The 22,402-nt window shown below is 70.7% G+C and carries 15 protein-coding genes and 1 pseudogene; 8 read left to right on the top strand and 8 right to left on the bottom strand.

The genetic code is table 11. The annotated features are described in order from the left end of the window. Positions 1 to 12: 12 nt before the first annotated feature. Together ACIBBB_RS06315 and ACIBBB_RS06310 are read right to left on the bottom strand one after the other, a co-directional pair. Positions 13 to 2,013 carry an N-acetylmuramoyl-L-alanine amidase gene (locus tag ACIBBB_RS06315; protein WP_398979299.1) on the bottom strand — a complete coding sequence of 667 codons (2,001 nt, stop codon included), beginning with the start codon at positions 2,011 to 2,013 and terminating at the stop codon, positions 13 to 15. A gap of 316 nt (positions 2,014 to 2,329) precedes the next feature. Further along, entirely contained in the window at positions 2,330 to 3,535 is a 1,206-nt protein-coding gene (locus ACIBBB_RS06310) for an ROK family protein (protein WP_398979297.1), read from the bottom strand. A gap of 174 nt (positions 3,536 to 3,709) precedes the next feature. Here ACIBBB_RS06310 and ACIBBB_RS06305 point away from each other — a divergent pair, with 174 nt between their 5' ends. From ACIBBB_RS06305 to ACIBBB_RS06280, 6 genes and pseudogenes are all read left to right on the top strand, one after another. Next, entirely contained in the window at positions 3,710 to 5,221 is a 1,512-nt protein-coding gene (locus tag ACIBBB_RS06305) for a sugar ABC transporter ATP-binding protein (protein ID WP_398979295.1), read from the top strand. Continuing rightward, positions 5,218 to 6,279, top strand: coding sequence for an ABC transporter permease (locus ACIBBB_RS06300; protein ID WP_398979293.1), 1,062 nt, complete (start codon positions 5,218 to 5,220; stop codon positions 6,277 to 6,279). The genes ACIBBB_RS06305 and ACIBBB_RS06300 overlap by 4 nt, the downstream gene beginning before the upstream one ends. Continuing rightward, a pseudogene (locus ACIBBB_RS06295) lies at positions 6,276 to 7,381 on the top strand (ABC transporter permease). The gene ACIBBB_RS06300 and the pseudogene ACIBBB_RS06295 overlap by 4 nt, the downstream one beginning before the upstream one ends. Further along, positions 7,378 to 8,595 carry an ABC transporter substrate-binding protein gene (locus ACIBBB_RS06290; RefSeq protein ID WP_398979291.1) on the top strand — a complete coding sequence of 406 codons (1,218 nt, stop codon included), beginning with the start codon at positions 7,378 to 7,380 and terminating at the stop codon, positions 8,593 to 8,595. Before ACIBBB_RS06295 ends, ACIBBB_RS06290 begins: the two are co-directional and overlap by 4 nt. Next, entirely contained in the window at positions 8,592 to 9,488 is an 897-nt protein-coding gene (locus tag ACIBBB_RS06285; RefSeq protein ID WP_398979289.1) for a sugar phosphate isomerase/epimerase family protein, read from the top strand. Before ACIBBB_RS06290 ends, ACIBBB_RS06285 begins: the two co-directional genes overlap by 4 nt. An 85-nt stretch (positions 9,489 to 9,573) precedes the next feature. Next, positions 9,574 to 12,699 carry a ThuA domain-containing protein gene (locus ACIBBB_RS06280; RefSeq protein ID WP_398979287.1) on the top strand — a complete coding sequence of 1,042 codons (3,126 nt, stop codon included), beginning with the start codon at positions 9,574 to 9,576 and terminating at the stop codon, positions 12,697 to 12,699. A gap of 87 nt (positions 12,700 to 12,786) precedes the next feature. Here ACIBBB_RS06280 and ACIBBB_RS06275 read toward each other — a convergent pair whose 3' ends face one another. Then, positions 12,787 to 13,911 (bottom strand): aminoglycoside phosphotransferase family protein, encoded by a 1,125-nt coding sequence (locus ACIBBB_RS06275; RefSeq protein ID WP_398979285.1) that lies wholly within the window; start codon positions 13,909 to 13,911, stop codon positions 12,787 to 12,789. A gap of 230 nt (positions 13,912 to 14,141) precedes the next feature. Here ACIBBB_RS06275 and ACIBBB_RS06270 point away from each other — a divergent pair, with 230 nt between their 5' ends. Then, positions 14,142 to 15,632 carry a hypothetical protein gene (locus ACIBBB_RS06270; RefSeq protein WP_398979284.1) on the top strand — a complete coding sequence of 497 codons (1,491 nt, stop codon included), beginning with the start codon at positions 14,142 to 14,144 and terminating at the stop codon, positions 15,630 to 15,632. 212 nt (positions 15,633 to 15,844) lie between these two features. Here ACIBBB_RS06270 and ACIBBB_RS06265 read toward each other — a convergent pair whose 3' ends face one another. The 5 genes from ACIBBB_RS06265 to ACIBBB_RS06245 all read right to left on the bottom strand — a co-directional run bounded on the left by ACIBBB_RS06265 (position 15,845) and on the right by ACIBBB_RS06245 (position 21,023). Then, positions 15,845 to 17,266: a PP2C family protein-serine/threonine phosphatase gene (locus ACIBBB_RS06265; RefSeq protein ID WP_398979282.1), complete on the bottom strand. Its 1,422-nt coding sequence runs from the start codon at positions 17,264 to 17,266 to the stop codon at positions 15,845 to 15,847. Between the two features lie 205 nt (positions 17,267 to 17,471). Next, the gene (locus tag ACIBBB_RS06260) at positions 17,472 to 18,080 is read right to left on the bottom strand and encodes a TetR/AcrR family transcriptional regulator (protein ID WP_398979280.1); all 609 of its coding nucleotides are present in this window, start codon (positions 18,078 to 18,080) and stop codon (positions 17,472 to 17,474) included. Further along, positions 18,077 to 18,439, bottom strand: a complete 363-nt coding sequence (locus ACIBBB_RS06255; RefSeq protein WP_398979278.1) for a DUF1304 domain-containing protein — start codon at positions 18,437 to 18,439, stop codon at positions 18,077 to 18,079. Before ACIBBB_RS06255 ends, ACIBBB_RS06260 begins: the two co-directional genes overlap by 4 nt. Before the next feature lie 95 nt (positions 18,440 to 18,534). After that, positions 18,535 to 19,992 (bottom strand): glutaminase A, encoded by a 1,458-nt coding sequence (glsA, locus tag ACIBBB_RS06250; protein WP_398979276.1) that lies wholly within the window; start codon positions 19,990 to 19,992, stop codon positions 18,535 to 18,537. A 188-nt stretch (positions 19,993 to 20,180) separates the two neighbouring features. Beyond that, entirely contained in the window at positions 20,181 to 21,023 is an 843-nt protein-coding gene (locus ACIBBB_RS06245) for an endonuclease I family protein (RefSeq protein ID WP_398979274.1), read from the bottom strand. A gap of 339 nt (positions 21,024 to 21,362) precedes the next feature. On the opposite strand from ACIBBB_RS06245, the gene ACIBBB_RS06240 reads away from it, so the two are divergent. Beyond that, the gene (locus ACIBBB_RS06240; RefSeq protein WP_398979272.1) at positions 21,363 to 22,262 is read left to right on the top strand and encodes a family 16 glycosylhydrolase; all 900 of its coding nucleotides are present in this window, start codon (positions 21,363 to 21,365) and stop codon (positions 22,260 to 22,262) included. Positions 22,263 to 22,402: the final 140 nt, after the last annotated feature.

The raw sequence follows: 22,402 nt of genomic DNA, 5'->3' as shown, positions 1-22,402 counted from the left end.
GAGAGCCGCGTCTCAGCGGCCCGGGGGCAGTACCCGGACATCGGACGCCTTCACATAGGCGACCCGGTGCCCGAACTGGATCTCGTAGTACCGCTCCTTGCCGCTCACCACGCGGTGACCCGTCGTGTCGAAGACCGGCGCGAAGTAGTACGCGCCCGGCACCTGGTCACCGACCACGTACTTCTGGCCCGCGAGCAGCTTGTACGGGAACGGCGAGATCGCCTGCACCGGGATGTCGGCCGGGTACGCCGACGCCTCCGGGTAGGCCCTGCCGTACACCGGGACCTCCGCGAGACCGGCCTTCGGTGTCAGCACCCGCTCCTCGGCGCTCACGGCCGTGGGCGCCGTACGCGGATTGTGGAACCAGGCCTTCTGGCCGAGGTACCAGATCGCCGTCCAGTCGCCCTCGCGCCCGGCGACGGCGTACTGCTGGCCCGTCGAGGCGCGTGCGCCCAGGTCGTTGACGCCGGTCGTGGAGTCCCCGCCGTTCGGCCGCAGACCGATGTCCTTGACCAGAGGGGAGGAGGCGTCCGGCGCGGTGTGCAGCCGTACCGCGCCCGAGCCGTGCGGGGCGCACGCCTGACCGGCCGTCACACAGCCGGTGTAGACGGGCTGGTTCGACGTGTAGTCGGGACGGATCGTCACCGCGTTCGCGTTCTGCCCGCCCTCCGCCTTGAAGGGCTTGCCCAGCAGTTCGAAGTAGTGCGCCCAGTCCCAGTACGGACCCGGGTCGGTGTGCATCCCGGCGATGGTCGACGCGGTCGTACCGGGCACGTTGTCGTGGCCGATGATGTGCTGCCGGTCGAGCGGGATGTCGTACCGGTCCGCGAGATAGCGCACCAGCCGCGACGACGTCCGGTACATCGCCTCGGTGTACCAGGCGTCGGGGGAGACGAGGAAACCCTCGTGCTCCAGGCCCACCGACGTGGCGTTGACATACCAGTTGCCCGCGTGCCAGCCGACGTCCTTGAGCGGGACGTGCTGCGCGATGTGCCCGTCGGACGAGCGCAGCGAATAGTGCCAGGAGACATACGTGGGGTCCTGGACCAGTTGGAGCGTGGTGTCCCAGGTCGCCTCGGTGTCATGGATGACGATCGAGTCGATGGACGGCGACCCGGCCTCGGGCCGGTCGGCCTTGTCGTGGTTGCCGTAGTCGCCCTCGCCGAACTCCTCGTACGGGGCGGGGATCCACTCGCAGGCCACGGTGCGCGGGCACTCGGTCCGACCGGCGTCGGCCTTGCGCAGCCCGAGCTTCGACACCTGCGAGGTGTCGGGGGCGACACCGGGCGTGGCCGGCAGCGCCACCCGCTGTCCGCTGTCGGTCGTACGCGTCTGGCCGCCCCTGATCACCGCGTAGACGTCGTTCGCGTACGTCGCGGCGGTGGCGGAGTCGTCGGCTCCGGAGAAGCGGGCGACGGCGCCGTACCAGTCGGCCGGGTCGGCGCTCAGCGGCCTGCCGAGCTCACGCTGGGCGTCGGCCAGCAGGGCCGCGCCGCCGCGGATGTTGGCGGCGGCGTCCTGCCTGAGCCGCTCGGCGGACTGCCCGGTGAGCTTCACCGCGCGGTCGACGGTGCGCAGCCGCGCCGGGAGTTCGGAGTTCTCCGGGACGACGGCCTCGCGGACCTCGTCCGGCGCGCCGGTCCTCACCGCGCGGGACGTGTCGCCGCGGGCGTCCTCCGTGCCGTGCGAGTGGTGGGGTGCCTCGGCGATCGCGGTCCTGGCGTCGGTGAGATGCATGGGGCCGTAGCCGCCGGTCACGCTCGGCGCGCCGCTGTGCGTGTCCCACCGCGACTGGAGGTAGGAGACACCGAGCAGCACGCTCCGCGGTACGTCGTACCGGTCGGCCGCCGCGGCGAAGTCACGCTGGAGCGAGCCGGCGGTGGGCTGTTCGGCGGTGGCGGAGGGAGCGGCGGAAACCAGTGGCAGCAGCAGGGCGGCCGAGGCGACGGCGCCCGCCGTCCGCGTCGCGCGTCCGCGGACGGATCTGACGGATGTGGGGGCGGAACCTTGCAATGCGGCCTCCAGTGACGTGGTGCGCGTAGCGCCCGCGGGGCTGTACCCGGCACGTGGCAGGTCGTGCGGGGGTACAGGGCAGGGCTACAGGGGTATCGGCTTGAAGGCGATCCGTCAATCAGGCGTGGCGGCAAGGATTTCGCACGTCAGCGTGCGTGTCGGGGACTTTCGCGGGTGGCGGGCCATGGGCCTGCGGCGCGTCAGTGGTGTGAACCAATGAGCGGACCCGACCGACCTGGAAGGATGTTGGTCCGACCTTGACGTTTCTTGAACATGACGCGCCGTCAGGCACGCCCGACCCCAGACGCGTCGGCGCTCACGAGGTGATGTCGCGTGCCAGCTGCCGGTCCACCTGCGACGGCGACAGGGCGTGCTCGATCGCCAGGATCCCCGCGCCGAACGCGGCAGCGTTCTCGCCCGTACGGCTCGGCTCGATCCGCAGTACATGCGTGGCCAGCGGATGCGACCGCCGGTACACCGCCTCCCGTACACCCGCGAGCAGCTGGTCGTGCACCGCCGCCAGCGCGCCGCCCAGCACCACCGTGTCGGGGTTGAAGAAGTTCACCAGCCCGGCCAGCACCTCGCCGACCGCGCGGCCCGCCTCGCGGACCATACGCAGCGCGTCCCTGTTGCCGGACTTCACCAGCCGTACGACATCACTGCCCGACGCCGCGTCGAGCCCCAGACCCGCCAGCCTGGCCGCGATCGCGGCGCCGCCGGCCACCGCCTCCAGACAGCCGAAGTTCCCGCACCGGCAGGCGTCCTCCTGCTCGCCGACCTTGATGTGCCCGATGTCGCCGGCGCTGCCCTGCGCGCCCCGGTGCAGCCTGCCGTCGGCGACGATGCCGCAGCCGATGCCCGTACCCACCTTGATGTAGAGCAGGAAGCGGGTGTCGGGGAACGCCCGCCGCTGCTCGGCCAGGGCCATCACATTCACGTCGTTGTCGACGAGTGCCCGCGCGCCGAAGCGGGAGGCGAAGAATTCGGGAATCGGATACTGGTGCCAGCCCGGCATGATCGGCGGATCGACCGGACGCCCCGTCGAGAACTCGACCGGCCCCGGCACCCCCACCCCGATGGACCGCAGCGTGCGGGCCTCGCGCCCGGCCTTCTCCAGCAGGGTGTGCAGCGTGCGTTCCACATGGCGCAGGACGGAGTCGGGGCCGTCCCCGATCGACAGCGGATCCTCCTGCGTGGCCAGGGTCGTACCGCCGATGTCCATCAGCGCCACCCGGCAGTGCGAGGCACCGAGGTCCACGCCCGCCACCACGTGCTCGCGGGTACGGAGCCGGAGCCTGCGCGGCGGCCTGCCGCCCGTCGAGCCGCCGGCCTCCGGCCCCCACTCGTCGACGAAGCCGTGCGCGATGAGCGCGTCCACGCGCTGGGAGACCGTGGAGCGCGCGAGCCCCGTCATCCGGGAGAGATCCGCGCGCGTCGCCGCGGCTCCGGAACTGATCAGCGTGAGCACCTCGCCCGGTGTGTGGGAGACGGCGTAACTGCTGTTATCCGGCAGCGCAGACATGGCCTCACCTTATGGAGGACTTTGGCTGCTCACAAGACGCCATTGATTCGCCGCCCGACCAAAGTCTCTGTCAACTCCGTTGAAATGAACGGCGCTTGGACTCTTGACAGGTCAAAGTCCAGTCACGACATTGCACAGCAGACCGCGACCGAGGAGCCATCGAGGAGCCAGGGGATGCTGACGATGCAGGGCGTGTCCAAGAGCTTTCTCGGGGTGCGTGTGCTCCATGACGTGGGACTCGACCTTCAACCCGGCGAGGTCCACGCCCTGGTGGGCGAGAACGGCGCCGGGAAATCCACTCTGATGAAGGTCCTGGCCGGCGAACACACCCCTGACACCGGCACGATCACGCTCGACGGAACGGCGCACACCTTCGGCCACCCCGGCCAGGCGCAGGCCGCCGGGATCGGCATCATCCACCAGGAGTTCGCGCTCCTCGCCCATCGCACGGTCGCCGAGAACGTCTTCCTCGGACGGGAGCCGACCCGCCGCGGCCTCGTCGACCGCGCCGCCATGGAACGGCGTACCGCCGAACTCCTCGCCGAGATCGACGAGACGGGCATCACCCCGCGCACGCTCGTCCGGGACCTGTCCGTCGCCCGGCAGCAGACGGTCGAGATCGTCAAGGCGCTCGCGTCCGACGTGCGTGTGCTTGTCATGGACGAGCCAACCGCACCCCTCGCCGAGCACGAGGTGGCACTCCTGTCGGCCCTGGTACGGAGGCTGACCGCGCGCGGACTCGGCATCCTGTACATCTCGCACCGCCTCAAGGAGGTCTTCGACCTCTCGACACGCGTCACCGTCCTCAAGGACGGCCGCCATGTCACCACCGTCCGCACCGCCGACACCACGCCGGACGACATCGTCCGCGCGATGGTGGGCCGCGACCTGACCGCGTACTACCCGCCGCGCGCCCGCCCCGACGAGATCGGCGACGTACGGCTCACCGTCACCGGCGGCGGCAACGCCCGCCTCAGGGACATCGACCTCACCCTGCGCGCCGGCGAGGTCGTGGGCATCGCGGGCCTGCAAGGGGCCGGGCGTACGTCACTGGCCCGCGCCCTGTTCGGCGCCGCGCCCTTCACCACCGGCGCCATGACCGTCGGCGGCAAGCCCCTGCGGCCCTCCAGGCCGCGCCAGGCCATCCGCGCGGGCATCGCCCTGGTCACCGAGGACCGCAAGAGCGAGGGACTGGCCCTGCGCCAGTCGGTACGGGACAACGCGCTGCTGGTCACCCGCGCCGTCGCGGTACGGGGCAGACCCCCGGCCGGACGGGAGGTCACCGCCCTCCTGGAACGCGTACGGCTCCAGTCACGCGGCGAGGACCAGCAGGTCCAGTTCCTCTCCGGCGGCAACCAGCAGAAGGTCGTCATCGCCAAGTGGCTGGCGGCGGGCCCCCAGGTGCTGCTCTTCGACGAGCCCACCCGGGGCGTCGACGTCGGGGCCAAGGCCGCCATCCACACCCTCGTACGCGAACTCGCCCGCGAGGGCCTCGCCGTACTGATCATCTCCTCCGAACTGCCCGAGCTCATAGGGATGAGTGACCGGATCCATGTGATGTCCGAAGGCCGCCTCGTCGGCGAACTGCCCGCCGGGGCCGGGGAGGAGAGCATCATGCGCCTCGCGACGGCCGGATCGGACCGCCCCGCCGTTGCCCCGAGTGCCCCGCGGGAGGGCGCCGCATGACCACCGTCGAATCGGCTCCCGCCCCGTCAGGACCCCCGCCGAAGCAGACATCGTCATCCAGGATCAAGGCCCTCCGCTCCGTGCGCCGGTCCGTCGACCCCGTCGTCGGCGTCTGGCTCGCCGCACTCGCCGTGACCGTTCTCGGCTGGATCGTCGTCGCCGCCCAGGGCGGGAACTTCCTCACCACCACCAACGCCGTCGCGATCCTCCAGAACTGCGTGGCGCTCGGCCTGGTCGCCGTCGGCCAGTCCGCCGTCATCCTCACCGGCAGCCTCGACCTCTCCGTCGCCTACCTCATCAGCCTCGGCACACTCGTCGCCGCCGAGACCATGGCGAGCGGCGGAGTCGTCACCGCCGTGATCGCCGTCCTCGCGCTGTCCGTCGCCGTCGGCCTCGCCAACGGGCTGATCGTCACCGGCCTCAAGGTCAACGCGTTCATCGCGACCCTCGGCATGGCGTTCATCCTGCGCGGCTGGATCGAGGACAACTACACCGGACCCGCCGGGGAGGTGCCCGTCTCCTTCCAGCGCCTCGGCTACGACCGCATCGGACCCGTACCCGTCTCGGTGTTCCTGCTCATCGCCGTGGCCGCCGTGATGTGGCTCATCACCCGCCGTACCCGCCTCGGCCACCACATGTACGCCACCGGCGGGGACGAACACGCCGCCCGGCTCTCGGGCGTACGGACCGGACGCACCGTCGTGATCGCCCACGTCCTGTGCTCGCTCTGCGTCGGCGCCGCCGCGCTCTTCCTCGCGGCACGGCTGGGCGCGGGCGCCCCGTGGGCGGGCACCGAGGCGCGCTACGACCTGGAGTCGATCGCCGCCGTGGTCCTCGGCGGCACGGCGCTCGCGGGCGGCCGAGGGGGAGTGGCGGGCACCCTCGGCGGCGTGTTCGTCCTCGCCGTGCTCGACAGCGTGTTCAACCAGCTCTCCGTGGACCCGTTCTTCAAGAACGTCGTACGCGGCGTCGTCATCATCGCCGCCGTCGCCATCTACGCCCGGCCCAGGCGGACCCCGAAGGCACCGAAGGCCCTGAAGGCAGGGGGAAGCGTATGAGCGCCCCGACCGAGACCCCGGACACGGCCAAGCCCGTGACAGGGAAAGCCCCGGCCGCCGCCGGCACACGGATCGTCCGCGCGCTCGGCACAGGAATCCCCGTCTATGCGCTTCTCGCCGTGCTGCTCCTCGCGCTGCTGATCACCGACCCGGGCTTCTACGAACCCGACAGCTTCCTCTCCTTCGTCAAGCGCGCCGCGCCGCTGGTGATCCTGGCCGCCGGGCAGTATCTGGTCATCGTCTGCGGGGAGTTCGACCTCTCCGTCGGTGCGATCGTCACCGCGGGCGTGGTCGTCGCCGCCGAACTGTACGGCTCCTTCCCCGACGCCCACTGGCTGGTGGTGACGGCCGTCCTGCTCGTCGCCGGGGGCCTGGCGGGGCTGATCAGCGGACTGGTCACCACCGTCCTGCGGGTGCCGTCGTTCATCACCACCCTCGGCATGATGCTCATCCTCGAAGGCGCCGTCTTCTTCTGGACCGGCGGCTCCCCCCAGGGCGTACTGCCCACCGCCTTCCGCCAGTTGGGCCGGGGCACCGCCTTCGGCTGGCTGCCCTGGGCGGTCGTCGCCTGTCTGGTCGCCGGAACCGTCGCCGTCCTGGTGATGCGCTCCGACTTCGGACGCACGCTCGTCGCCACCGGCGACAGCGACCGCGCCGCCACCCTCGCCGGAGTGCGGGTGATCCGGGTGCGGACCGTCGCCTTCGTCCTCTCCGGCGCCGCCGCCGCGCTCGCCGCCGTCCTCGTCGGAGGATTCTCCGGAGTCTCCGCACAGGCGGGCAGGGGCTACGAGTTCGAGGCCATCACCGCCGTCGTCCTCGGCGGAGTGGTCCTGGGCGGGGCCGGGGCTCGGTGGTCGCCGCCATGGCCGGTGCCTTCTCGCTCCAGGCACTGTTCACCCTGCTCAACCTCCAAGGCGTCTCCGGAGCCCTGGAGTCCACTGTCCAAGGTGTCATCGTCATCGCCGCGGTCGGCCTCGGAGCCGCCGACTGGTCCCGGCTGCGCCACCGTCGTACGCCACTCGGCGCCGGTCCACCGGGCCGTAAGCCACCGGGCACTACGCACCCCACCGGTACGCACCCCTCGGGAGGAACACCCTCATGACCCTCATCCGTACCGTCCGCGGACGTGCGCTCGCCGCGGGCGCGGCGCTGCTCGGCGCCGTACTCGTCACCTCCTGCACGAGCGACGCGCCGGCCGAGTCGCCGGCCGCGTCGGGCAGCGGGAGCACGGCGGACGCGGGCACCGGGAAACAGTCCACGTTCTTCGAACAGGCGGAGTACGAGCGCCAGTTGGCCCTTGCGGGCGAGACGCCCGAGGGCCCGGCCGACAAGCCGTGGGAGCAGATGCTCAACCCGCGGATGACCGACACCGCCCAGTACAAGATGGCCGACCCGAGCGGCATCGAGCTGTGCTTCTCCAACGCGGGCGTCTTCAACCCCTGGCGGCAGGTGGGGCTGAAGAACATGCGCGCCGAGGTGAAACTCCACAAGGAGATCACCAAGTTCACCGTCCTGGACGCCCAGGGCAAGGACGACAAGCAGATCTCCGACATCCAGGAACTGTCCGCCCGCGGCTGCGACGCGCTGATCGTCTCGCCGAACACGACGGCCACTCTCACCCCCGCCGTGAAGCAGGCCTGCGGCAAGCTGCCGGTCGTCGTCTTCGACCGGGGTGTGGAGACCGACTGCGCCGTCACGTTCGTCAACCCGATCGGCGGCTACGCGTACGGCGCGGTGGCGGCCGACTTCCTCGTCGAGAAGGTCAAGCCGAAGGGCAAGATCCTCGCGCTGCGCATCTCGCCCGGCGTGGACGTCCTGGAGACCCGCTGGTCGGCCGCGAAGGTCGCCTTCGACAAGAGTGAACTCGACGTCGTGGACGTGAAGTTCACCGACGGCGACCCGGCGAAGGCCAAGTCGATCGTGACCGACGCGCTCACCCGGCACGGCGACATCGACGGTGTGTGGATGGATTCGGGCGCCACGGCCGTCGCCGCTGTCGAGGCCTTCGAGGACGCGGGGAAGGACGTACCGCCCATCACCGGCGAGGACCAGCAGGACTTCCTCCAGGCCTGGCAGGACAAGGACCTCACGGCGATCGCCCCCGCGTACCCGACCTTCCAGTGGCGTACGCCCGTGATCGCCGCGCTGGACATCCTCAAGGGCCGGGAAGTGCCCAAGGAGTGGAAGCTCCCGCAGCCCACCATCACTCAGGAGAATCTCGCCGACTACCTCAAGCCCGGCATGCCGCCGCTGCATTACGCGATGTGCGGCTGCGAGTCGATGCCCGGCTTCCCGAAGGACTGGGGCGGCAAGTGACGGCGCCGACCGAGACGTCGCCCTCACTCCCGCCGTTCGCGCTCGGCGCCAACCCGTGGATCTGGCACTCCCCGGTCGACGGCGAAGCCCTGGCCGAGACGCTGCCGCGGCTGGCCGCCTGGGGCTTCGACTGCGTCGAACTCCCGCTGGAACAGGCCGACGACTGGGAGCCCCCCGCCGCGTCGAAGGTGCTGGACGCGACGGGGCTCGCCCCGGCCGCCGTCATCGCAGTCATGCCGCCGGGCCGCGATCTCGTGGCCACCGATCGGGCGACCGTGCGCACCACGCAGGACTATCTGCGGCGCTGCGTCGACGCGGCCCACGCGATCGGGGCGCCCGTCGTGGCCGGCCCGGTCTACACGGCCGTCGGGCGCTCCTGGCGGATGACGGACGGTGAGCGGGCGGCGGCGTGGGCCGAGTGGCGTGAGCACATCGCGCCCGTCGTCGCCCACGCACGGGAGGCGGAGGTGATGATCGCCGTCGAGCCGCTGAACCGGTACGAGACGAGTCTGCTCAACACGGTCGCCCAGTGCCTCGAAGCGATGGACGGCCTGGACGCGGCGGGCATCGGCATCGCGCTCGACGTCTACCACCAGAACATCGAGGAGCGCGGTCTGCCCGGCGCCGTACGGGAGGCGGGGGATCGCATCGTCCATGTCCAGGTGTGCGCCAACGACCGCGGCGCGCCCGGCGCGGACCACCTCGACTGGCCCGGCTTCCTGACCGCGCTCGCGGGCGGCGGCTACCGGGGGCCGCTCTGCATCGAGTCCTTCACCGCGCACAACGACGCGATCGCGGTCGCCGCCTCCGTCTGGCGCCCGCTCGCACCCAGCCAGGACGCGCTCGCCACCGACGGGCTGGCCTTCCTGCGCCGGGTTCTCACCGGCGGCTGAGTGCCGGCCGGCGGGCCCACCCGACGGCCGAGATCCGACCGACCGCTCCCATCCCCCCAGAGAGGATCGGCAGATGAAATGGCATGTGCATGACAGTAAGCGGCCTGGGAGAGCGCTCCGAAGAGCGTTCGTCGCCGGGGCCGGCGCCCTGTTGCTCGCCCTGACCGCCCTGCCCACCGGCGCCGGAGCCGCCGAGAAGGAACCCGCCTTCAAGGCCCTGCTCTTCACTCGCGCCGTCGGCTACGTCCACGGATCCATCCCGAACGGCATCACGATGTTCGAGGAGGAGGCCGCCGAGAACGGCTTCGAGATCGTCCAGAGCGACGACCCCACCGTCTTCAGCGACGACAACCTCGCGCAGTACGACGCGATCGTCATGCTCCAGAACTCCGGCATGGTCTGGGACACCGAGGCCCAGCGCCAGGCCATGAAGACGTATGTACAGAGCGGCAAGGGTGTCGTCGCCATCCACAACACCCTCGACATGGGCGTGGAGGAGGCGTTCCCCTGGTGGGACGAGACCATCAACGGCGGCGCCCACATGCCCACCCACTCGCCCGGCGTGCTCCAGGGCACGGCCAAGGTCGCCGACCAGGTCCACCCCTCCACCAAGGGACTGCCCGAGCGCTGGGAACGCCCGGAGGAGTGGTACAACTTCGATGAGAACCCCCGCGGTGACGTCCACGTCCTGGTCACCGCCGACGAGACGACGTACAACCCCGGCCCCGACGCCATGGGCGCCGACCACCCCATCTCCTGGTGCCGCAACACCGAGGGCGGCAAGGTCTGGGCCACCGCCATGGGCCATGACACCCCCGCGTACGACGAAGAGGCCTTCCGCGACCATGTCGTCGGCGGCCTCCAGTGGGCGGCCGGTGAGAAACCGGGCGACTGCGGCGGCACCGACTGGGGCGCCTACGAGAAGGTCACCCTCGACGACAACACCGCCGACCCGATGGAACTCGACGTCGCCGACGACGGCCGTGCGATCTACGCGCAGCGCGGCGGCGAACTGAAGATCTTCGACCCGGCGTCCCACTCCACCGTCACCGCCGGCAAGCTGGACGTCTACACCGGCGGCGAGGACGGCCTGGTCGGTATGGAACTCGACCCGGACTTCGCCACCAACCACTGGATCTACCTCTACTACGCGCCGGCCGGCGAACCCGAGGACATCAACCGGCTGTCCCGCTTCACCCTCCACGGCAACACCCTCGACCTCGCCAGCGAGAAGAAACTCCTCGACGTCCCGGCCTACCGCTCCCGCACCTTCACCGAACCCGGACACACCGGCGGCGCCGTCGAGTTCGGCCCCGACGGCACCCTGTACCTCGGCGTCGGCGACGACGTACCGCCCAACCTCGACCCCGACTGGCAGGGCTACGCGCCGATCGACTGGCGCGAGGGCAAGGAGATGCTCGACGCCGCGCGCACCGCGGGCAACACCAACGACCTGCGCGGCAAACTCCTGCGCATCAAGCCCACCAAAAAGGGCGGATACACCATCCCGAAGGGCAACCTCTTCGCGGAAGGAACCGACAAGACCCGGCCCGAGATCTACGCGATGGGCTTCCGCAACCCGTTCCGCTTCACCGTCGACCAGGAGACCGGCTACGTCCACCTCGCCGACTACGGCCCCGACCGCGGACTGCCCACCACCGACCGGGGCCCCGAGGGCCTGGTCGAGTACAACGTCATCAAGAAGCCGGCGAACTTCGGCTGGCCGTTCTGCCACGGGAACGACCAGGCGTACGCGCCGTACAACCCGGACACCGGGGAGATCGGCGAGAAGTTCGACTGCGCCAACCCGACGAACCCCTCGCCCAACAACACGGGCCTGACCGAACTGCCGCAGATCCAGCAGCCCGAACTCTGGTACGGCTACGGCGTGTCCGAGCAGTTCCCGGAGATGGGCGAGGGCGGCTCGGCCCCGATGGGCGGACCGGTCTACCGCTACGACCCCGACAACCCCTCCGAGACGAAGTTCCCCGAGTACTTCGACGGCGCGAGCTTCCTCTACGAGTGGTCACGCAACTACATCAAGGAAGTCCGCTTCGACAAGGACGAGAAACTCCTCAAGGTCAACGACTTCATGGACTCGGTGGCCTTCAAGAGCCCCATGGACATGACCTTCGGGCCCGACGGCTCGCTCTACGTCCTGGAGTGGGGCAGCGAATTCGGCGGCGGCAACAACGACTCCGGCCTCTACCGCATCGACTACGCCCAGGGACGCCGCAGCCCCGTCGCCAAGGCCGCCGCCTCCGTCACCGACGGACCGCTCCCGCTCGAAGTGGACTTCTCCAGCGCGGGCAGCGCCGACCCGGACGGCGACGCGCTGACCTACGAGTGGGACTTCGACGGTAACGGCACCTACGACTCCACCGACGAGAACGCCACCCACACCTACACCCAAGGCGGCGAGTTCAGCGCCCAGTTGAAGGTCACCGACTCCACCGGGAAGTCCGGCTTCGCCAACGTGCCCATCACCGCGGGCAACACCACCCCGAAGGTGACCATCGACATCCCGGTCGACGGCAAGCTCATCGAGTTCGGCGACCAGGTCCCGTACAAGATCACCGTCACCGACCCGGAGGACGGGACCGTCGACTGCTCCAAGGTCACCATCAACCCGGCTCTCGGGCACGACGACCACGAGCACCCCACCAACGACATCCCCGGGTGCGAGGGCACCGTGGACACCGGTGACCTCGGTGGCCACCCCGAGGGCGCCGACCTCACCTACGTACTCAACGCCAAGTACACCGACGGCGGCGGCGACGGGGTACCGGCGCTGACCGGGTACGGGCGGGCCGTCCTCCAACCGAAGCTCAAGCAGGCCGAGTACCACGACGACCAGTCGGGCACCCGCATCGTCGACCAGGCGGGCGCCGCGAACGGCAAACGCGTCGGTGACATCAGCGACGGCGACTGGGTGGCCTTCGAACCGATGAGCGTGGAGGGCATCGCCTCGGTCGGCTACCAGATCTCCTCGCCCTACGGAGTCGGCGCGATCGAACTACGGGCAGGCGCCCCGGACGGCGAACTGCTCGCCACCACCCCGATCCCCAACACCGGGGACTGGGACGTCTACCAGGCGACCGACGCGGTACCGGTGAAGGCCCACCCGGGCACTCACAAGCTGTATCTCGTCTTCACGTCACCACAGAACAACTCGTTCGACGTCGACACGGTCGAGTTCGGCGGACCGTAGAGCGAAGAGCACCACGCACGTCGCGCGCCCGGTGTGTCGGCACCGGGCGCGCGACGCGCCGCTCCACGCGGTCCCCCGACGCGCGGATCAGCGTGTACCGACCGCGGCGCGCACGGCCCGGCGGGCCATCGCGCAGTCGTCGTGCAGCCGCCGCAGCAGCAGCCGCTGCTCCTCGCCCGTCGGCGCCGCACCCTGCTGGGGCTGGTTCGCCCCGCCGACCGTCGGCGCCTCGCGCATGGTGCGCTGCACCTGCATCTCGTACTTACGGATCTCCGCCGTCAGCACCAGCATCAGATTGACCAGGAAGGCGTCCCGGTCCGCCGTACTCCTGATCTGCGCGAGCTTGCTGATCTGCTGCCGTGCCAGCGGGTTGTTCCCGAGCACCATCCAGAGCGTCGCCAGGTCGTACCCGGGCAGATACCAGCCCGCGTGCTCCCAGTCGACCAGCACCGCCCCCGCCGGTGACAGCAGCATGTTGGAGAGCAGCGCGTCACCGTGGCAGAACTGCCGCATGCCCGGCCGCCCCAGACCACGCATCAGCGTCTGGAGATCCCCCAGGTCCCGGTCGGTGAAGAGACCGAGCTCGTGATAGCGGGTGACCCGCGACGCGTAGTCGAGACCGGCCACGAACATGTCGCCCGGCGGACGCCAGGTGTTGAGCCGCGTCACGGCGCCCAGCACGGCCCGAACGTCAGCGCGCGGGGGAGCCTCGGCGGGGTGGCGCGACAGGGCCGCGGCGCGGCCCGGCATCCGCTCGACCACCAGCGTGCAGTTGTCGGGATCGGCGGCGATCAGGCGGGGGGCCCGTACCGGCGGGCGGTGCCGCACGAACGAGCGGTAAGTGGCTATCTCGTGCCGGAAACTCTCGGCCCACGCGGGTGACTGGTCCAGCAGACACTTGGCCACCGCGGTCGTCCGCCCGGTCGTCCCGACCAGCAGCACCGAGCGGCCGCTGCGCCGCAGCACCTGCACGGGGTTGAACTCCGGACAGATCCGGTGCACCGAGGCGACGGCCATCCTCAACTGCGCGCCCTGGGGGCCCGACAGATCCAGTCGGCCGCCGAGCGGCCCGCCCGCCGTGGCCGGCCAGCGCCGGGTCCGGCCGGCGTGGGTGGGGTCGAGATACGGTCCGCCGCCGGCCGCGGGTGCCCGCTGCTGACGGGGCGGGACGGCCACGGAGGACGATGCTGTGTACGACGACGCTGTGTACATGGGCGAACGGATCCCTTCGTGTACCGACTAATTCCCGCGCCACCCGTCCCGGCGGTCCTTCCGCATCCTGGGGAATGTGTCGGACCCCCGGGGCCGGGTGGCGCGTTCCTACACGACACCCGGCCGCGGGTGGCACACCACGTAGCGCACCCTGGCGAAGCCTGGCGAATAGTCGCCAGGCATCTGACAGAGGGTTACTGTCAACTCAGCCGAGAACCTGGGGGCTTGACGTGACCGGAGAACCCAACGCCCGCCTGTCGGACCTGTTCGGCCTCGCCGGCTGGTCCAAGGGCGAACTCGCGCGGCTGGTGAACAGACAGGCGGCGGCCCTCGGCCACCCGCAGCTGGCCACCGACACCTCGCGGGTCAGACGCTGGATCGACATGGGGGAGATCCCACGCGATCCGGTACCGAGGGTGATGGCATCTCTGTTCACCGAGCGGCTCGGCCGTGTCGTGACCATCGAGGACCTCGGGTTCGTACGACACGGACGCGCGGGGAGACGACGGGACGCCGGGAACGCATCGAACCCCGACGGCCTGCCTTGGGCGCCCGACCGGACGGCTGCGGTCCTCACCGAATTCACGGGAATGGACCTCATGCTCAACCGACGCGGCTTGGTGGGCGCGGGCGCCGTGCTCACCGCAGGCACCGCACTCAGCAGTTCCATGTACGACTGGCTGCACTCCGACCCCGCTCTGACCGACGACGCTCCCCGGAGCGCCGATCCCCTGAACGCCGACCCCGCCGGGTACGACCGCTACGAGGCCGCCCCCATCGGGTCCCAGGAGATCGACGCACTGGAGAACTCCGTCGACGTCTTCCGGGCCTGGGACGCCGCCCGAGGGGGCGGTCTCCAGCGCAAGGCGGTGGTGGGCCAGCTCAACGAGGTGGGCGGCATGCTCTCGTACCGCCATCCTCCCCATCTCCAGCGGCGCCTGTGGGGCGTCGCTGCCAACCTGGCGGTCCTCGCCGGCTGGATGTCGCACGACGTCGGCCTCGAACCCACCGCCCAGAAGTACTTCGTCATCGCCACCCACGCGGCGCGCGAGGGCGGCGACCGTCCGCGCGCGGGCGAGGCGCTCTCCAGGGCGGCCCGTCAGATGGTCCATCTGGGGCGGCCGGACGAGGCGCTCGATCTGATGAAGCTCGCCAAGTCCGGCTCGGGGGACGAGGTACTTCCCCGTACGCGGGCGATGCTCTGCACGATCGAGGCGTGGGCACAGGCGTCGATGGGGCGCGGCCAGGCCATGCGCAGGACTTTGGGCGAGGCGGAGAACCTGTTCGTCTCGGACAAGCGCGATGTGCCGCCGCCGAGTTGGATGCAGATGTTCGACGAGGCGGATCTGTACGGCATGGAGGCGCTGGCCTACCGTACGCTCGCCGATCACGAGCCCGCGGCGGCGGCCATAGCTCAACGGCACGCCAAGAGGGCGATCGAGCTGCGCCAGAACGGCCGTCAGCGGTCGATGATCTTCGACTACCTCTCGCTGGCCTCGGCCTGTTTCATCGCGGACGATCCCGAACAGGCCGACCGTTACGCGCGGTTGGCGCTGGTGTCGATGGGGGAGACCTCGTCGCACCGCACCTGGGACCGGCTGCGGGAGATGTACCGGCTCACGGGTCAGTACGCGGCGCACGCCTCCATCCAGGAGCTGCGCGAGGAGATCGACGCGGTCCTGCCGCGTACCGGGAGGAAATCGAGGAGTTCGGAGATCTAAGGGCTGTCCCGTAATCCCCGGCGGGCGCACGACGACAGCTACGGCACCTCGCCGTGTTGTCGGATCGCCCGAACACGCCCGGTACGAGGACGACCCTCCGCCTTGGATGTACCGCATCTGACGCCGCGCGCTGATCCACCGGGGATTACGGGACAGCCCTCAGGGTCCGTCGTTTGGATCTTGCCGGGCTCGCGGGGGCAGGCCCCCGGCGGCTACGACTCCGGGCCGATCCTCGCGACCAGTACACAGGCGTCGTCCTCGCGTCCGGTCTCGCCGAACTCCTCGGCGACCGTCCTGACACAGTCCTGCGCGTCACGTGCCCCGGTCAGGCGGGGCCCGAGCGCCAGAAGCCGGTCCACCCCGGCCCGGTCCGTCAGCCTGCCGGTGTGCAGCACCAGCAGATCACCGGGCAGCAACTGGATCTCGGCCTGTTCGTACGCGGCACCCGATGTCGCACCGAGCAGGACACCGTCCAGCGGAGTCAGCGCGCGCCCCGTCCCGTCGCGGAACAGCAGCGGGGCGGGGTGTCCCGCCTGCGCCCAGACCAGGGTGCGGGTCTCGGCGCGGTAGCGGCAGCAGACCGCGCTTCCGAGCGCCGGCTGGTCGGCCGTGTCGAGCAGCTGGTTGAGATGGCCCATCAACGCGCCCGGCTCGACTCCGGCCACCGCCATACCGCGCAGGGCGCCGAGGAGCATCGCCATCGTGGAGGCGGCCGTCACGCCGTGGCCGGTGAGATCGCCGACCGTCAACAGGGTGTTCCCGTCGGGGAGTTTCAGCGCGTCGAACCAGTCGCCCCCGACGAGCCCGCCGCCGGCCGGCGGCAGATAGTGGCCCGCCAGATCCAGCGTTCCCGGCTCGCTCTGCGGGGACTGGAGGGACCCGCGCCACGACGGCAGCACGGCCTCCTGCAACTCGACCACGAGCCGCTGTTCGGTCCTGGCGCTCCGCTCCTGGCGCCGGAGCGAGTCACCCGACTCGTGGAGCGCACGCCGGCTCCGGCGTAACTCGCTGACATCGCGCAGCACCGCCCACATGGAGGCGGTACAGCCGTCGGAGTCGAGCACGGGCTCGCCCATCATGTGCAGCGTGCGCACGCGCCGGTCGGTCCTGACGATGCGGAACTCGCTGTCGATGGGCCTGCCGTCGACAAGACACTCGGTCACCAGCGTCTGGAGCAGGCTCTGGTCCTCGGCGACCATCACGGACGGCAGTTCGTCCAGGGTCATGGGGCCCTTCTCGGGCCTCCGGCCGAAGATCTCGTACAGCTCCGGGGACCAGGTGACCTCGTCGGTGAGGAGATTCCACTCGGCGCTGCCGACCCGGCTCAGCAGCGAACCGCTCCCGTCGTCGGTCGGCACCGCGCCCGCCTCCGTGGACGGCGATTCGGTTTCGTCGCCGGGAAGTCCGTTCTTGAGCTGTCCCAGGTGGGCGCCGAGATCATCCAGTTGATGAACCGCCAGGTCGCAGAGCGCGCGCTGCCAGCGCCACTGCGTGTTGTGCTCGTCGGCCACGGTGTCCCTGCGCACGGCGTCCACGTCACCGCGCAGCCTGCGGGTGCGCGTGATGAGGGACTCCACCACGCCCCGCTCCGGTGGCTGCGGGGCGGGACGGTCCGCGAACAGATGGGACGGCATCTCGAACTCCGATACAGGCGTGGCACTGCCAGGTCTGAAGGGTGGGCCGTTACGACTGTTGCACAGGCCGCTACGACTCGTAAGGGATTCGGCAACACTCGATTCGGTGGTGCTTCCGGCATATGCCACAGGCGGGGCAAGTGACCCACCGTTACGCGGAGTTGGCGCGGCGGGTGGGTGCGGCCCCCCGGCCGGGAGCGGACGCTCACCCGGTGGGGGCGCGGTGGAGCACGACGAGTAGTCGCCACACCTGACCGGCGACCGCCTCCGGCGGCGCGTCGATCAGACCGTGCAGCCAGTCCGCCAGCACACCGGCGAACGACGCCGCGACCGCCGATGCGATCAACTCCGGCTCCGGCGCCCCCGCCAGGGCGCGCTCGGTACGGCTGCGCTCCCGCAGCTCCCGGTGGAGCAGCTCGCCGAGCGGGCCGCCGCCGCCGGGGCGCAGCAGCGTGCGGTACAGGCCGGCGTGCGGTACGAGACCGGTGAAGAACGCCGTCAGGTCGGGTGGCGGCGACGCGGGGTCCGGCAGACCACGCCAGGCGTGCAGCGCGTCCACCGCGTCCCGGACGACCGTGGCGCACGCGTCGACGGCGAGGGCCCGGAGGTCCGGGTAGTGCAGATAGAACGTGGCCCGGCCGACTCCCGCCCTGCGCACCAGCGCGGCCACGCCCACCTGTTCGAGCGGACGCTCCGCGCACTCGTCGAGGAGTGCCTGCCGCAGGGCGGCCCGGGTCCGGGCCGCCCGCGGATCGCCCGGGGGTGAGGGGGCGGCAGACCCACCGGCCGTCCCGCCGGAGGCCGAGCCCGTCATCCCGCCGCCAGTACGACGGCCAACGTGATCGCGCCCGGCAGCGCCTGGACGAAGAGGATGCGGCGGTTCGCCGTGGCCGCGCCGTACACCCCGGCGACGACCACACAGCTCAGGAAGAATATCTGCGCGTGGCGCCCCGTCGGGTCCGCCGCGATCAGACCCCAGACGAGGCCGGCCGCGAGGAATCCGTTGTAGAGACCCTGGTTGGCGGCCAGGGGCGCGGTGGCACGGGCCATCTCCGCGTCGAAGCCGGACAGGCTCCTGCCGGGGCCGCGCTCCCAGAGGAACATCTCCAGCACCATGACGTAGACGTGGAAGGCGGCCACGAGGGCGACCAGGATCTGGGCGGCGGTACTCACGGAGACATCCTCAGGGGGTTCGTGTTTCTGGACAGGTGTCCGTGAACTATAGACACCTGTCCAGAAGGCGGCTCACCGGCCCCGGTACGGTTCCCTCAAGTCCTGTCGCTGTCGGAGTCGCTGTCGCTGCCGCCGTTGCTGTCGCCCGCCTCGCCGGAACGGTCGGGTGCCTGCCGCCGGTTGATGCCCGCCGAGAGCAGCGCGTCCTCGCACCGGGCCACCGCCTCCTCGCGGGACGGCAACTGCCGCCACGCGCCCTCGCCGCCCGCTCGGGTGCCCTCGTCGGCGTGCGGCGCCAGATCGCCGACCACTGTCACCTGATGCCCCTGCGCCGCCAGCCCGGCCAGCGCCTCGCGCAGCATGATCTCGGCGAACGGCCTGATCTCCGAGACGTCCTCCAGATCGAGCACCACCCAGCCGGGCTCCCCCGGGACGACGTTGCCCAGTTCGTGCAGCAGCCGCTCGGCCTCCGTGAAGTCGAGGATGCCCTGGGCGGCGACGATCGCCACGCGGTCACCCGCGCGCTCGATCACCTCACGCTCGGCCTCGCCGCGCGGGCGCCCGGAGGGCGCGGTCCGCGCGGTCTCCGCCAGCTTCACCGTCGGCGCCGTACGCGAGGACCGGCGCATCAGATGCAGCCCGAAGCGTGCCGACATCTCGCGCAGCACGGCCATGCCGCGTACCGGGGTGCCCGTGGCGTCCAGCGGCGGGCTGTGCACCGCGAGACCGAACCGCGCCGGGCTGGCGGCGATCAGCCCGCCCGACACGCCGCTCTTGGCCGGCAGCCCGACGCGCAGCAGCCAGTCGCCCGACGCGTTGTACATCCCGCAGGAGGCCATCACCGCGAGCACCTGCACCGCCACCGGTTCGGGCACGACCGTCTCGCCGGTGGAGGGGTTGACGCCGCCGTTGGCCAGCGTCGCGGCCATCACCGCCAGATCGACCGTCGTCACGCGCACCGAACACTGACGAAAGTACGTCTCCACGCCGCTCGGGCTGCCGGGGAGCGATCCCGCGCCGCGCATCAGATACGCCAGGGCCCGGTTGCGGTCGCCGGTCTCGGACTCCGACGCGCGGACCCTCTCGTCCACGTCCAGCCGCCGTCCGGCGAACCGGCCGAGACAGTCGAGGATCCGCTCGAACCGCTCCTCCTCGTCGGTTCCGGGTACCAGCGCGGTCGTGACGATCGCCCCCGCGTTGATCATCGCGTTCGCCGGCCGCCCCGTGGTCGGCTCCAGACTGATCGCGTTGTACGCCTCGCCGCTTGGCTCGGCGCCGACCCAGCGGGTCACCTCGTCCAGGCCCAGCTCCGCCAGGACCAGCGCGTAGACGAACGGCTTCGACACCGACTGGAGGGTGAAGGGCGTATCCACGCCGCCCGACCAGTAGTGGTTGCCGCCCATGCTGGTCAGCGCGATTCCGAAGGTGTGCGGGTCGGCGGTGGCCAACTGCGGGATGTACGAGGCGATTTCACCCTCGTCCAGGGTGGCGACCCGCCGCTGGAGCTCCACCAGCGCGTCGGTGATCACATCGGTGGCCGAGACGGGTGTCACGGACGACCTCCATGGGCTGTCTGCGGAGTGCGCCGGGGCAAACCGGAGCCCCCGGGCGCGGACGAGAACATCCGCGCCCGGGGGCTCCGGCCGGCATTCCCCGATGGGGGCGCTTGGAGTCGGCGCCGCCCACTCTGGCAGCCGGGGTGATCAGGCCCCGGGAAGCCGCGCCGTGCCGTCCGGCGGTGTCACCAGATGGACTCGGCCCATTCGGGGTGGTCGATGAACGGGTTCCGGTTGTGCTGGAACTGGCTGTATATGAGGTCGTTGCGGCGCTTCTCGAAGGCGTCCGGCGGGTCCTCGTCGTTCCACTGCTTCAGCACGGACAGCCGTCCCATCGCGGGGGCCGAACCGTTGTTGACGCGGTCGTTCGGTTCGAGGTCGGCGAACGAGTCGTTGCCCTCGTAACGCACCGCCATGTAGAGGATCATGCGGGCGACATCGCCCTTGACCGCGTCACGCGGCTCGTAGGAGTCGCCGTCGGTGAGGTTCCCGGGGGCGCCGCTGACCGGGCTCCCGCCGTTGTCGAAGTCCTTGTTCCCACGGATGCCGTTGACCTGGACATCCTCGGGACGCAGGTGGTGGACGTCGGTGCCGGGGCCCTGCGACGTACCGAAGTCGCCGTGGGACTGCGCCCAGACGTGCTCGCGGTTCCAGTCGCCGACGGCGCCGCCGTTCTTGGACTTCGCCCGCGAGGCGCCGCTGTAGAGGAGGATCACGTTCGCGGAGTTGCGCGGGTCCTGGTCGGTGACCTTGAGCGCTTCCCAGACGCCGCTGTACGAGAGCTTCGTCTGGTTCCTGATGATGGTGTGGAGCGCGCTCTTGAGGGCGGGCCCGGTCTTGCCGAGCGCGCCCTGGTAGTACGTGTCGTCCAGTGCCGCGGTCCCGGTGGTGGCCGGGGCGGCGGCGGTTCCCGATGTGGCCGCCGGGGGTGTGGCGGCCGGGGCGGCGGCCGCGCTGCCGGCGAGCACCGCGGCGGCGGCGCACAGTGCCAGCACCGGCCGCACGGCGGGATGGTGACGACGGGACATATGGGGGTGTCCTCTCCAAAAGAGATCACCGCGCGCACTGCCGAGGGTGGAGGCGGTGCGCACGGTGACCATGGCGATGTGACGTTTCCGCAGGAGCTTTCCACAGCGGCTGTGACGCTGGGGTGAATGCTCCGCGACCATCATGTGCAGGTCAAGAAGCGCGCACGCGCCGGGAGTTGAGTGGGTGGGTGAGCCATACCGCGTGTTCACATGGATGGGCCGGAAACACACTGCTGATAATTTTGGTCCATACCAACTTCTTGACGAGCGCCCCGCGGCTGCCTTGAATCAAGCATTGAAATAAGCGCGCGAGCGCTTCCTCCATCAGCAACACCTGTCATGCGCATGCCCCCCACGCAAAGCGATGTGATGACCGTGCATTTGTCCTGGCGGCGCCGTACGGCGCTGTACACCCTCGCACTTCTGTGCACCTCCGGAGCCGTGGCCGCCGTGCCCGCCGGAGCCTCCGCCACGGACGGCCCCCACGCCGCCGCGGCACCCGCAGCCATCAAGTTCGCCGACGAGTTCGACGGCCCCGCCGGGTCCGGTGTCGACGGAAGCAAGTGGCAGATCGAGACCGGCGACAACGTCAACAACCACGAGCGGCAGTACTACACGTCCGGCAACAACAACGCCCAGCTCGACGGCCAGGGCAATCTCGTCATCACCGCCCGCAAGGAGAACCCGGGCAACTACCAGTGCTGGTACGGCACATGTGAGTACACCTCCGCCCGGCTCAACACCGCGGGCAGGTTCGACTCCGCGTACGGACGCGTCGAGGCCCGCATCAAGATCCCGCGCGGCCAGGGCATCTGGCCGGCGTTCTGGATGCTCGGCAGCGACATGGGCGACGGCGGCTGGCCCAACAGCGGCGAGATCGACATCATGGAGAACGTCGGTTTCGAGCCCAACACCGTCCATGGCACGCTCCACGGCCCCGGCTACTCCGGCGAGGGCGGCATCGGCGCCGGCTACAGCCTGCCGAACGGCGAGGCGTTCGCGGACAACTTCCACACCTTCGCGATCGACTGGGCGCCCGACTCCATCAAGTGGTCGGTGGACGGGCAGGTCTACCAGACCCGTACACCCGCCGATCTCGGCGGCCGCCAGTGGGTGTTCAACAAGCCGTTCTTCCTGATCCTGAACCTCGCGGTCGGCGGCTACTGGCCCGGCGACCCCGACGGCAGCACAGTCTTCCCGCAGCAACTGGTCGTCGACTACGTACGCGTCAGCGACTAGTACCCCCCGTCTGTCGTGGGGGGGCCGCCCCGCCCCCCCCCCGGGGGGGCCCCCCGCCGCCCCCCCCCCCCCGCCCCCCCCGGGGGCCCCCCCCCCAAGGGGCGGGGTCCCCCCCGGGCCGCCCCGGTGAAACCCAGGGC

Source organism: Streptomyces sp. NPDC051217, assembly GCF_044455465.1.
In the GTDB taxonomy this organism is placed as follows: domain Bacteria; phylum Actinomycetota; class Actinomycetes; order Streptomycetales; family Streptomycetaceae; genus Streptomyces.
Note: the sequence above shows the minus strand (reverse complement) of the source record. Positions and strands in the feature narration are given on the sequence as shown.